This window comes from Pseudoalteromonas 'SMAR' (assembly GCF_048515945.1).
In the GTDB taxonomy this organism is placed as follows: domain Bacteria; phylum Pseudomonadota; class Gammaproteobacteria; order Enterobacterales; family Alteromonadaceae; genus Pseudoalteromonas.
On the sequence record NZ_JBLWMW010000044.1, the window covers coordinates 1 to 13,039 of the forward strand.

Annotated in this window: 9 protein-coding genes and 1 tRNA gene; 5 read left to right on the forward strand and 5 right to left on the reverse strand. The window is 47.1% G+C overall.

Going from position 1 to position 13,039, the window contains the following annotated elements; all coding sequences use genetic code 11:
• Positions 1-103 precede the first annotated feature (103 nt).
• The 4 genes from ACNKW2_RS15905 to murB all read right to left on the reverse strand — a co-directional run bounded on the left by ACNKW2_RS15905 (position 104) and on the right by murB (position 3,000).
• Positions 104-179 (reverse strand) — tRNA-Thr (locus ACNKW2_RS15905).
• Between the two features lie 124 nt (positions 180-303).
• A complete protein-coding gene (locus ACNKW2_RS15910) occupies positions 304-1,002 on the reverse strand; it encodes a type III pantothenate kinase (protein WP_419149441.1) in 699 nt (232 codons plus the stop codon).
• The gene (birA, locus tag ACNKW2_RS15915) at positions 999-1,994 is read right to left on the reverse strand and encodes a bifunctional biotin--[acetyl-CoA-carboxylase] ligase/biotin operon repressor BirA (RefSeq protein WP_419149442.1); all 996 of its coding nucleotides are present in this window, start codon (positions 1,992-1,994) and stop codon (positions 999-1,001) included. The genes ACNKW2_RS15910 and birA overlap by 4 nt, the downstream gene beginning before the upstream one ends.
• Complete coding sequence (gene murB / locus ACNKW2_RS15920) at positions 1,981-3,000, reverse strand: UDP-N-acetylmuramate dehydrogenase (protein ID WP_419149443.1); 1,020 nt, start codon at positions 2,998-3,000, stop codon at positions 1,981-1,983. Before murB ends, birA begins: the two co-directional genes overlap by 14 nt.
• 187 nt (positions 3,001-3,187) lie before the next feature.
• On the opposite strand from murB, the gene ACNKW2_RS15925 reads away from it, so the two are divergent.
• The gene (locus ACNKW2_RS15925) at positions 3,188-5,032 is read left to right on the forward strand and encodes a M1 family metallopeptidase (RefSeq protein WP_419149463.1); all 1,845 of its coding nucleotides are present in this window, start codon (positions 3,188-3,190) and stop codon (positions 5,030-5,032) included.
• Positions 5,033-5,065: 33 nt separating this feature from the next.
• Here the strand turns inward: ACNKW2_RS15925 and ACNKW2_RS15930 are convergent, their stop codons facing one another.
• Positions 5,066-5,683 carry a DUF2057 domain-containing protein gene (locus tag ACNKW2_RS15930; protein ID WP_419149444.1) on the reverse strand — a complete coding sequence of 206 codons (618 nt, stop codon included), beginning with the start codon at positions 5,681-5,683 and terminating at the stop codon, positions 5,066-5,068.
• A gap of 160 nt (positions 5,684-5,843) precedes the next feature.
• On the opposite strand from ACNKW2_RS15930, the gene ACNKW2_RS15935 reads away from it, so the two are divergent.
• The 4 genes from ACNKW2_RS15935 to ACNKW2_RS15950 all read left to right on the forward strand — a co-directional run bounded on the left by ACNKW2_RS15935 (position 5,844) and on the right by ACNKW2_RS15950 (position 13,008).
• Complete coding sequence (locus ACNKW2_RS15935; RefSeq protein ID WP_419149445.1) at positions 5,844-6,215, forward strand: histidine triad nucleotide-binding protein; 372 nt, start codon at positions 5,844-5,846, stop codon at positions 6,213-6,215.
• Between the two features lie 228 nt (positions 6,216-6,443).
• Entirely contained in the window at positions 6,444-7,100 is a 657-nt protein-coding gene (locus tag ACNKW2_RS15940) for a helix-turn-helix transcriptional regulator (protein ID WP_419149446.1), read from the forward strand.
• Positions 7,101-7,214: 114 nt separating this feature from the next.
• Positions 7,215-9,374 (forward strand): ATP-binding protein, encoded by a 2,160-nt coding sequence (locus ACNKW2_RS15945; protein WP_419149447.1) that lies wholly within the window; start codon positions 7,215-7,217, stop codon positions 9,372-9,374.
• A 295-nt stretch (positions 9,375-9,669) separates the two neighbouring features.
• A complete protein-coding gene (locus ACNKW2_RS15950; RefSeq protein WP_419149448.1) occupies positions 9,670-13,008 on the forward strand; it encodes an amidohydrolase family protein in 3,339 nt (1,112 codons plus the stop codon).
• Positions 13,009-13,039 lie beyond the last annotated feature (31 nt).

Sequence of the window (13,039 nt, forward strand, 5' to 3'; positions counted from 1 at the left end):
GGCAGAGCCGTCAGATTTACAGTCTGATCCCTTTGGCCGCTCGGGAACCCCTCCACGAAAAAATTCTTTCCTAAAGCATCCTACACAAGATAGGGTAAAAAGATGGTGCCGACTATCCGAGTCGAACGGATGACCTACTGATTACAAGTCAGTTGCTCTACCAACTGAGCTAAGTCGGCACTGCTTTAGTACGGGGCGAGATATTAGAGCAACCCATGACGCGATGCAACAGCTAGATGCAAAAAAAATGAAATTTCTTGGCCAAATGCTCAGTTTTAAGCCAAATCCATGGCATCCTTATGCTTATTGCGGGTTTTGCCACCACACATGCAACCCTTTAAACACCAATAACTCATCAAATAGGGCTTGGTCTAGGTGCTCACTGAGCAACTTGCCGTAGCCGCCACAACAAACAATGGTGACGGACTGTTGAGGTAATAACTGCTGGGCTTGTGCCACTAGCCCTAGGGTTGCAGCTAAAGCACCATTTTTCACGGCTTGCGGTGTATTGTTGGCAAATTCATCGGCAAACGGGGTATTGGGGTCACAAAACACTCGCTCGGCACGGTCGGTAATACTCGAGACCATTAAATCTAAGCCCGGAACAATCCACCCTCCCAAGTGCTCCCCCTGAGCGCTCACCACATCTACAGTAGTCGCGGTACCGGAGTCAATTACAATGACCGCCTGACTTGGGAAAGCTTGATGTGCTGCCAACACGGCCAGCCAACGATCAATCCCCAAGTTGTTATACTCTTTATAAGCGCATGTCACGCCAGCACGCTCAGGGGTCACTTCGGCATAGGCAATCGGCAGCTTATAAGCCTGAGCCTGAGCGATAATACTTTCCAGTCCGGCGCTGCGGCCTACTTGTGAACAGATAACCACCTCAAGCTGTGACCAATCGATGTCCTGCTCAGCCACCAGCCGCAACTCTGACTCCTCAGCCACAGCCACAGCCAACTTAACGGCGGTATTACCTACATCAATTAATAGCTTCATGACTGACTTACCTTTCTCAGTGACAACTCACCACCGTAAAACGCTTTGCTTTCACCATCTTGCTTTAGTAATAGGCCACCCTGGCTATCAATGCCCTGACAGATCCCCCGCCAAGTTCTTTGCCCAGTGCTTAGCGTCACTGCGGCATCTTTAAAGGCATTTAAGCGATTCCATTGTTCCGTCATGGTCGTTAGGCCGTTGCTTTGATATTGCGCTAAACGCTGCTCCAGCGCTTTAGTCAACTCCATTACTAACTGGTTTTTATCTACTTCTCCCACATGGGCCTGCAGATCGGTCCACGCTTGTTCTATCTGAGCAGACGCAGATTCCGGCATGCAGATGTTGAGACCGATACCAATCACCAAGTGACAAGGCCCTTCTACCTGGCCGTCAAGCTCTACTAATATTCCAGCTAATTTTTGTTGCTTAAGATAGACATCATTAGGCCACTTTAATGCCACCTCAATGCCATAGAGCTGTTGCAGGGCATCGTATACTGCTAAACCAACGGCCACCGACACTCCCATTGCGGCCTGCATACCGGCATCAAACTGCCAATAATAGCTGTAGTATAAATTGGCACCAAACGGCGATTGCCATACTCTGCCGCGGCGACCTTTGCCGGCTTGCTGCATTTCAGCGACTAACACATGACCCGAGTTAAGCGGCGCTTTGTGATGCAAGCGGCGCATTAATTCACTATTGGTGGAATCAATAATGGCATGATACTCAATCGGGCAAGGCTGATTAAACCTTTGCTGCCATTGCTGGGCTAAACGATTTGGCTGGATCAGTGGCAGGCTATAGTTCAGCTTGTAACCGCGGCCATTAACCCGAAAGATATCCACCCCCATCTGTTGCAACGACGCTATATGCTTGGCGATGGCCGCACGGCTAACACCTAGCTGCTCACCCAGTGCTTGACCAGAAACAAACTGGCCATTATTCAGTGCCGCTAAAATGGCTTGCTTTTTATCATCAGGCGCTTTCATATTGGCTATCCAAGTTTATGTGGCACTCACCTTGAGCCGCTATCAGTCTTACCTCATGCTCTAAGCGCACCGCAAATTGTTGCCATATCTTACCTTGGATCAACCTTACCAGCTGCTCAAGTTCAGCCCCACTACTATTACCTTGATGCACCAACACCAGCGCCTGCTTTTCGTAAACTCGAATATCACCGCAACACGTGCCTTTTAAGCCAGCTTGTTCAATTAGCCAACCGGCAGCCAGTTTCACCTGGCCGTCAACCGTGGGGTAACTAGGCAGGTTGGGATAATCAGCTTGTAATCGCCTTGCCTGCTCAGCACTGACAATGGGGTTTTTAAAAAAGCTGCCGGCATTCGCCAGCTCCGCCGGATCGGGTAACTTGCTGCGGCGGATGGCAATAACAGCTTGGCAAATTTCTGCTGCTGTGGCATCAGGACTTAACGATTGCAGCGGCCCATAGCTTAGCTGCGGTTGCCATGCCTTGGGTAAATTGAAGACTACTTCAGTAATGATGAAGCGGTCTTTCAGTTGCTGCTTAAATACCGAATCTCGGTAACCAAATTGACACTCACTGGCCGACAGCCGCTGAAATTGCTGGCTGAGAACATCAAAGCCATTAACGTGGTCAATAAATTGCGCCACTTCAACGCCATAGGCGCCAATATTTTGCACCGGAGCGGCCCCTACCGAGCCTGGGATCAAGGCTAAATTTTCCAACCCAGCAATGCCTTGTTGTAATAAATGCAGTACCAGTTGGTGCCAGTTTTCACCAGCTGCTACGGTAACTTGAAAGTCGCTGTGCCTTTCGCTGATGGTCACCCCTTGTAGCGCCATGCGGATCACTTGACCCTGATAATCTTGTAAAAATATCGTATTACTGCCCTCTCCGAGAATAAAAAAGGGCTGGCTGTAATCCAGTTGTTTGAGCTGCGCCGCATCGTTTATGGTGATCAATGAGGCGCATTGAGCGGGTAGCGAAAAGGTGTGATAAGCCTGCAAACTCGTCACGACAGTACCTTATAAGATAAAAAAACTGCCGCTAGTTTAGCGTATTCCCATGACTGACGCATTAATCGCCATAACTTTAGTAAGACACTCCAATTTATGCCGTCTATCGGCTTACGCTGTTTAAATGGCGCAAAGTTCGTTATCTTAAGCGCTCTAACTTGGGAAGACATAAAAGAGTAGCACTATGATGAAACTTTCGGCACTAACACTTAGCCTTGCAATGGCAGGCATGGTTCATAGCACAGCAGTTCAAGCTGCCGTGGATGAGCATACCTATGCCAACTTGGATGAGGTTATCACCACCCATTTACACCTCGACTTAGACGTAGACTTTGCAGACAAGCAACTAGAAGGCTTCGTTGAGCACACCCTGGCGTGGCAAAATCGTAATGCCAAGAAATTGATTTTAGATACCCGTGATTTAGAAATCGACAAAGTCATGTATGAAGGCACGGATGGTAAATGGCACACCGCGCGCTTTGAGCTCGCTATGCGCGATGATGTTAAAGGGGCGAAACTGACGATTCACTTCCAGCAGCAAGCCAAAAAAGCTCGGATTTATTACAACAGCTTACCCAGCGCATCTGGCCTGCAGTGGTTAACACCGCAACAAACCGCCAGCAAATCGCATCCCTTTATGTATAGCCAGTCGCAAGCCATTCATGCGCGCAGCTGGATCCCAGTGCAAGACACTCCAGCGATGCGAGTCACTTACTCTGCGCGAGTACAGACCCCCGATGATGTCCGAGCGGTAATGAGTGCCGATAATACCGGTGCACTGATTAAGGATGGTGACTACTGGTTTGATATGCCACAAGCTATTCCACCGTACCTAATCGCTATCGGTGCCGGTAACTTAGAATATAAAGAAATGTCACACCAAACGGCTATTTTCGCCGAGCCACAAATACTGGATGCGTCGGTAGCAGAATTCAACGACACCCAAGCCATGATCGACAAAACCAATACCATGTATGGCGAATATGCGTGGGGTCGCTATGACTTACTAATGCTACCTCCTAGCTTCCCATTCGGTGGCATGGAAAACCCACGCTTATCCTTTATTACTCCAACGGTGGTCGCTGGTGATAAGAGCTTAGTAAACCTCATTGCGCACGAGTTAGCGCACTCTTGGTCAGGCAATTTGGTGACCAACGCCACGTGGGAAGATCTGTGGCTTAATGAAGGATTCACTTCGTACGTTGAAAACCGCATTATGGAAGAAGTGTTTGGCCGCGACCGCGCGGTAATGGAACAAGCCCTTGATGCTGCCGGCCTGCGCGCACAACTAAAAACCATTGATGCGCCAGATACACGACTGAACTTAAAGCTCAATGGCCGCGATCCTGATGACGCCTTCAGCTCAGTACCATACACCAAAGGACAATTGTTCTTAATCTATCTTGAAGAACAATTTGGTCGTGAGCGCTTCGATGCCTTTGTTAAAACCTATTTTGATACCTTTGCTTTTAAGTCATTGACCACCGACGAGTTCGTTGCCTATTTAGATAAGCACCTACTACAAAAACACCCAGGTGTCGTCAGCTTGGCAAAAGCCAAAGAATGGATTTACCAGCCAGGCCTGCCAGCCGATGCCCCAAATCCGACTTCTGATGCTTTCGAAAAGGTAGACGCCTTGACCCAGGCTTGGTTAAACGACGAGAAAGCCCTAGCGCAATTACCTACGGCAAGCTGGACCGTACATGAGTGGTTGCACTTTATTAATAACTTACCTCGTGACTTATCTGTTGAGCGCATGACTGCTCTCGACCAAGCGTTTAATCTAACCCAATCAACCAACGCTGAACGTGCTTTTGCTTGGTATATGCTCGCGGTGGGCAATGGTTACCAAGCCATCTACCCGGCACTGGAAAAACACTTAGTCAGTATTGGCCGTCGTAAGCTGATTGTTAATCTGTATAAGTCACTGATTGAAAATGGTAAACGTGACTGGGCGTACCGTGTGTATCAAACCGCACGCCCTGGCTACCACCCGCTTGCACAAGGCACTATCGACGCCCTGTTTAAATAACAGCGCCAGCAGTTACAGCAGCAATAAAGTGCCTTACTGCGCTTTTATTGCTGCTAAAAACGCTTTTCTTTGTGCCGGTGTTGCTTGTTGCCACCAATACTGCAACATGGCAACCACATCTGGATGTGCCGCCGTAGGCGGAGCCGGCATTGACATCGACTGACTGCTACTGGGTGCCCCCGCGGTGGATTGCGCAGCCGTTGTTGGCGACGAGGTTGGCGGGGTGTTGTTAGTGGCCAGTTGCGGCGCCGTTTTACTCACCACCAGTGACGTGGCCAACGACTCATCCGGCGCTTGTAATTGGATCAGTGGTTGCTCAGCAAAGGTTTTAGCTGCCACCACATTTTTAGGCCGGTTGAACTCAATATGATACTGACCTTGCTGGCTGATCGTCACCGTTGCCCAAAAAGGCTCAGATTCGATTATTTCATGGTCATCATATCCCACTTCATACAGATCGCTGTAGCGCATCTTAAGCTGATATTGTCCAGGCTCTAATTGCACTTCTCTGACCTTGGAGAAAAAGGAGTGCTCAATGGTTTTTTCCCCGACCTGTAAGGGAATAATTTCTTCGGGAAAGTTAAGCTGCGCAGCGTGTGCGGCAGGCACTATGGCGATTAACAGCAGTACCCAGGTTCTTAAAAATGGCATGGTTCACTCCTTCGGGGTTATCTATTTCTCATCTAATGTATCTTATCCTCGCTAAAATCGCTGCATTTTTCAAAGTGCATGAAACTATTGAGTCTACAATAGAGTCCGCTATGCTATGACATTCATCTGCCATTGTTATCAGTCACCGTAAGGAAATTACATGAGCTCTGAAACTATATTTAGCAAAATCATCAATCGTGAAATCCCAGCCGACATCGTTTATGAAGATGACCAGGCGCTGGCATTTAAGGACATTAACCCACAAGCGCCCTTTCATGTGTTGGTGATCCCAAAAACCGCCATTGCCACTGCCAACGATATCAATGAAGAAAACGCCGCCTTAGTGGGTCACTTATACGTAGTCGCCGCCAAACTCGCCAAACAACACGGATTTGCTGAAGATGGCTACCGAGCGGTGATGAATTGTAATGAGCATGGCGGACAAACGGTTTACCATATTCATTTACACGTGTTAGCTGGTAAACCACTGGGTTGGCCCCCTTACCAAGATACGAAAAAAGTGCCAGTTTAAATTATTCGTTGTTAAATTATGTAAATGGATAAGATATTTACCAATTAATGAGAAAATCACTTATTTTCATGCAATTACATGCAGGCGCATATTTTATCCATATTTTTGCTGTATTATTTCGCTTTGTTTTATAACAGACTTGTCTAACCAGTAATAAAAATTCTAATACAAAAGGTCTGAGTCCCATGTTAGCATTGAGTAATTGGAAAAAATTGAGTGTATCCAACAATGAGTAGTAGTGCTTTTTTGCTATTAGATAAAGAGCCAGTTAACACGATTGGTATCAACGTTTTGCAACCCTTGCTAAAAACTCAAGGACTAGACGTAACCACAGGTACCGACATTACAGAAGTACCGGAAGGTACCCGTTTGCTTTTTATCGAAACAGCAGCCACTGACGCTTGGAACAAACTAAAAGAACAATTGGTTAACCTTGATGTCAAATGCGACATCGTGTTATTTAATCTCGACGAAAACCCAGAGCTTGCGAATCGCGCCTTACTCAGCGGTATTCGTGGTGTGTTTTACACCACCGACAATGCCGATGTACTGATGAAAGGGATCCGGTTATTACTAGAAAACCAGCTGTGGTATCGTCGCGACGTAATGTGTAACGTACTTAATCGTATGTTGCAGTTTAACCAAGATGCGTTACACAAACTCACCGAAGGCGATATCGAGCCAATTAAGCTGACCAAGCGTGAAAAGGCCATTATTGCACTCATGAGTAAAGGGGCGAAAAATAAAGAAATCGCCGAAGAGCTAAACATTAGCCCTCATACGGTTAAAACCCACCTCTACAGTGCGTTTAGAAAAACCAAGTGCCGTAACCGCATTGAGTTGTTGTCTTGGGCACAACAAAATATTCCTGACGAAATTCGTTAATTGCCCCTTGGCGAGTGCAGCTGTGGCTGTGCTCGTGCCCTCTTTAGTGACTTTACTGCCGCCGCATTTACCTCTATGCTAAACGCTCACTACTAATAAATTACATACTGCTTCATGCTGGATCCGAAAACGCTCTACCTTACCAGCCTCGTCATGACGGCCATGATGGCACTGCTTAACTTTTTGACCTGGCGCGCCAATAAAAATACTCCCGGCACCTTGTTGTATGTTTTTTACCCCGTGGTATTGCTGTTTGCCATTGCTTCGTTTGCGTTATTCAATTATTTCGATAACTGGCAAACCATCCCATTGGCGAACGGATTACTGTTTTTCGCCTCCATCGTTCATTGCATTGCCATTCGTCAGTTTCTGGGGATAAAAGGGCCTGAGTTTAACTTTTTTTTGCTACTAACCGCGGTGTTATTTCTGCTTTTGGTGTATTTTAGTACCTCCACCTCTGGCCTGCGTAATCGTATTTTAGTGTCTGATCTGCAGCATTTAGCAGAGGCCTCCTTATTACTGTATTATTTTGCTCGCTTTGCGCGCTTTAAGTACCCTAACGGCAGCATTGTTTACATTACTATCCTTTTGATTTTATTTGCCATTTTTGGTGGTCGCTCGCTGTTGATGGGGGAGGTGACTGAGCTTACCTTACTGCAAGAAAACTGGTTTATTATTACACTGTTTTTCAATGGCGTATTGGCGCCCATTTTTTACGCCACAGGCATGGCCTTGTTATGTAATGAGCAACGCGAGCATAATCTTAATCGCCTGGCGCTAAAAGCGCAGCAAGACCTTGAACTCAGAGGCATGTTTTTATCAACCATTAGCCATGAGATCCGCACCCCACTGAATGGCATTCTTGGCAGCGCCCAACTTGTTCTAGGTAGAACCAAAGACCAACGTAATAAAGCCTATTGTGAAGCCATTGTCCATTCTGCCGAGTCACTCAATCTGTTGATTGACAAGGTCTTGGAATACGCCAGCTTGGAGCAAAGCGATGAGGCACTGTACGAAGAAGACGTCGAACTAAAAAGTTGGCTGGAAAACTTATGCTTGCTATTAAGCCCATTAGCGGAGCAAAAACAGCTCAAATTTGAATTAATGTATGAGCTGCCCGATCAGGTCTGTTATTACTGCGATCAACAAAAGTTACGGCAAATTCTAATTAACTTGGTGGGCAATGCCATTAAGTTCACCGATAAAGGCGAGGTCAAGCTGAAAGTTGAAATCCTTCAAGACCGCCAAATCGAGCACCAAGTGCGTTTCAGCATCAGTGACTCAGGCCCAGGTATTGAGCAAGAAGACATCAATAAGTTAACCCAGCCCTACGTTCAAAGTAGTGCAGGTAAGGTTAAAGGCGGCACTGGTCTGGGCCTGGCGATTACCAGTCGCCTTCTCAATCGTCTTGGCAGCCAGCTGGAAATCGCCAGTGAAGTCAATAAAGGCAGCACCTTTCACTTTGATTTAACCCTCAATATTGGCGAGCTCAGCCTGGTTGAGCAGCGCCCACAACGGGATAACTGCGTCACCGGCCTGAAAGTGTTGCTGGTTGAAGATTTAGACTTAAATCAAAAAATTGCCATTGAGTTTATGGCGGCAGATGAGCACCAAGTAAAACTAGCAAAAGATGGCAGCAGTGCCATTGCGATGTTAAAGCAATATCACTTTGATGTGGTGTTGCTAGACATGAACCTGCCCGACTTTTCAGGGCAAGAAGTGTTAACCCAGTTACAAAGTGAAGAACATAAAAATAAGCGCACGCCATTTTTGGCATTTACCGCCAGCCTAAGCCCAGACGAAGTGAAAGAATATTTAGCCTTAGGGATCCGTGACATCGTCGGTAAACCCATCAAGCAAGAGAAACTGCGCCAAGCACTCAGTGAATCGCAACTGCCTCAAAAAGCATCGCTCACCACCGCCCTGCCCGACACCCTGTATGATGAAACCGCGGTGAATGCTCTCACTAGTAGCTTTAGTGATGATGAAATTTCCTCGATTTACAATGAGTTTGTGTTGTCTGCGCGAAACAAGCTCAATCATATCCAGCAACAGCTGGAGCAAGACCCAGAGCAAAGCATTCGGCAACTGCACCGTTTAGCGAGCACCGCCTTGCAGCTCGGCTTCAACCGTTTTGGTACACTGTTAAAAACCGCAGAGCGGCGATTATTGGATAACAAGTCTTGCCACGACGAGTTAACCCAAGCATTGGCTCTATGGCAACAAAGCCTCAATGCCTATTTGGAGTATGTGCGAAAGGAGGCCATGCAATAGGTCATTAATCGCGACTTATTCGACAACGGCAAAAAACTTGTTCATGCTGGCAAAATTACTGAGCTCAAGGCAGTGTCTCTGCGTACTCAATGAACTTGGGAATGACTCCCATCATGACGCGAAATACTAGCCGTATTGCAGGTTTTGAATTCCAAGTTATGACTGCCATTGTGCTTACTTGAGAAGTCTATTATGGGGCAAGAAAGCCTCACTAATAGCACCAGGTAAACCTTCTCAAGTTGAGCCTGAATGGTAAACGTAACTTGATATAAAACTATAAAATAAAGGAACACCTATGTCTTTTTTGAAATCACCTTTGGCCGCTGCTATTGGTGCCGCCGTACTTGGCTTTACACAGCCAGCCATGGCCACAGAAGCCGCAGCTAATACACAAGTTGAAGAACAATCTGAGCAGGGTTGGGACGTACTCAACCCGCCGGGCGAGAAACAAACGATCACCATCGATACCAATGAAACCACCTGGAGTAACCTCGATGTTAGTCCAGATGGCAAACACATCATTTTTGACATGTTGGGCGACTTATATGTCATGCCTATCTCTGGTGGTAAAGCCACAGCACTCACCAACGACAGAGCATGGAATTTCCAACCAAAGTTTTCTCCAGATGGCTCTAAGATTGCCTTTATTTCTGACCGAGAAGGCGCTGAAAACCTGTGGGTTATGGATGTCGATGGCAGCAATATGCGCAAGGTTTCTGACGAAACCCATAACTTGCTACACAACCCAGCTTGGTCTCCAGACGGTCAATATATTGCCGTTAAACAAGGGCAAGTAACCGGTCGTACTATTCCTGGTGGCTCTATTCGCATGTACCACATTTCAGGTGGTAAAGGCGTATTGGTACGCGAGCGTTTACATGGCGCTAAATCACAGAAAAATATCGCAGAGCCGGCCTTTTCCACCGACGGCACAAAAATTTATTACTCAGTAGATGCCACTCCAGGCGTACGTTGGGAATACAACAAAAACGCCATGGAATCGGTATTTGAGATCCGCGCTTGGGACTTAGCCACCGGTGAAGAAGAAACCGTGATCCGCGGTTCAGGTGGTGCAATTCGCCCAACACCAAGTCCTGATGGCGACTCTATTGCATTCGTTAAGCGCATCGAGAATGGCAAAGAAATGCAAAGCGCCCTTTATATCAAAGATTTAAAGTCGGGCATTGAAACCGAAGTGTTTGCGGGATTAGACCGCGACTTGCAAGAGGCCAATGGCGCGCAAGGTAACACACCAGCATTTGCTTATACCCCAGATAGCAAAGCGCTAGTATTTTGGGCCGATGGTACATTCCACAAAGTAGACATTGCCAGCAAGCAAGTCACGGCTATTCCAACTCGCGTTGTTGCAGAGAAACAAATCACTCCAGCGCTTAAGTTTGCCGTCGATGTGGCTCCAGATACCTTTAAAGTAAAACTGGCACGCTGGTCGCAGTTATCACCAGACGGCAGCACGGCCCTTTTCCAAGCGCTGGGTTATTTATATGTCAAAGACATCGATTCTGGTGAAGTAAAACGTGTCACAGAGCAAAACGAACACTTTGAGTTCTATCCTAGCTTTTCACGTGATGGCAAACACATCGTTTACACCACTTGGGATGATCAAGACTTAGGGGCGGTGCGCATTGTGTCTGCCAAAGGTGGTGAAGGCCGAGTCATTACTGCCGAGCCGGGTCATTACATTAACCCTAGCTTCTCACCTGATGGCAAAAACGTGATCTACCGTAAGGTCACCGGTGGTTACCTGCTTAGTGGCGACTGGTCTATGGAACCGGGGATTTATATTACAAGTAGCGAGGGCGGTGAAGCCAAACGCATCATCAAAAATGGCGATAACCCACACTTTGGTGCCGACTCAGAGCGCATTTACTTTAGCACCATGAGCAGTGGCACCAGCCGCGAATTGAAGTCGGTGGATCTTAATGGCCAACAGGAGCGCTCACATTTTAAAGGTGAGTACATCTTTGATTATCGCGTTTCACCAGATGGTAACTACGTTGCCTTTATCGAAAACTTTAATACCTTTGTTGCTCCTTTTACCAGCACAGGTAAAACCTTGTCGATCAACAAAGGCAGCAAATCATTCCCAGTTAAACAAGTATCGAAATACTCCGGTGACTTCTTAAACTGGAAAGCCGACAGCAGTGCCTTAACTTGGGCGTTTGGTCCAACTCTTTATCAACGCAAGCTGACAGATACCTTTGCCTTTTTAGAAGGGGCAGCCGCTGACGTCGATGAGTTAACCGCAGAAGGCATCGATCTTAGCTTCGAACAAGACGCCGACAAACCAGAAGGCATGATTGCGCTGGTAGGTGGTAAAGTGGTTACTATGCGTAATGCCGAAGAAGAGCAGGAAGTCATTAACGACGGTGTGGTGTTAATCAAGGAAAACCGCATTGTCGCTGTTGGCACTCGCGATGAGGTCGAGCTCCCAAGCGCAGCAAAAGTCATGGATATTAGCGGTAAAACAGTGATCCCGGGCCTTGTGGATGCTCACGCACACGGCAGCTACGGCAGCCGTAATTTACAACCAGAGCAAAACTGGAACCAGTTCTCTAACGTCAGCTTTGGTGTGACTACCATTCACGATCCATCGAATGACTCTAACGAAGTCTTCTCTATGGCCGAGTTACAACGTGCGGGATTAACCGTTGCACCACGTATCTACTCGGTGGGACGTATTTTATACGCCGGTAATGCACCAGGTTATAAAACACCTATCAATAACTTAGAAGATGCCCAGTTCCATGTAAAACGTCTAAAAGACGCTGGCGCTATCTCAGTCAAAAGTTATAACCACCCTCGCCGCGATACCCGTCAGCAGGTGCTAGAAGCGGCAAAAGAAATGGAAATCATGGTGGTACCAGAGGGCGGCTCGAAGTTCCAGCAAAACATGAATATGATCATCGATGGTCATACCGGTTTAGAGCACGCGCTACCGATCCCGAATATTTACTCGGACGTGGTACAAATGTGGAGTCAAACAAAAGCAGGATTTACGCCAACGTTTAATGTTGCCTATGGCGGCATTAAAGGCGAAGACTACTTCTATGACACCACTGAAGTATGGAAAAACGAGCGCTTAACCAGCTTTGTTCCAGACTACATCCTAAACCCGCGCTCAATTCGTCGCGAAAAGGCACCTGAACACCACTACAATCACATCAACGCGGCAAAATCGGCAAAACAGTTGCGTGATAAAGGGGTTACGGTTCATATTGGCGCCCACGGCCAACGTGAAGGCCTAGGTGCACACTGGGAGCTGTGGTCAATGGCACAAGGTGGCTTTACCCCTTGGGAAGCTCTGCGCAGCGGTACCATTGATGGCGCCAAGTACCTGGCCATGGACCACGATATTGGTACTATCGAAAAAGGTAAGCTGGCTGACTTAGTGATTATTGATGGGGACGTATTAAATGATATTCGCGAGTCAGAAAAAGTCGCTTACACCGTGCTTAATGGCCGTGTTTATGACGCAGCTACCATGAACGAAGTGGGCAACTACGACCGTAAACGCCAGCCATTCTTCTTTGAAAATGGTAATAAAACCCCGATGCATTCAGCAACAGAAGCATACATGGAAGAAAAGGCACACAAGTATCATTGGAAACACTAATTAATCCAATTGGATAATTAGCCTTACAAGC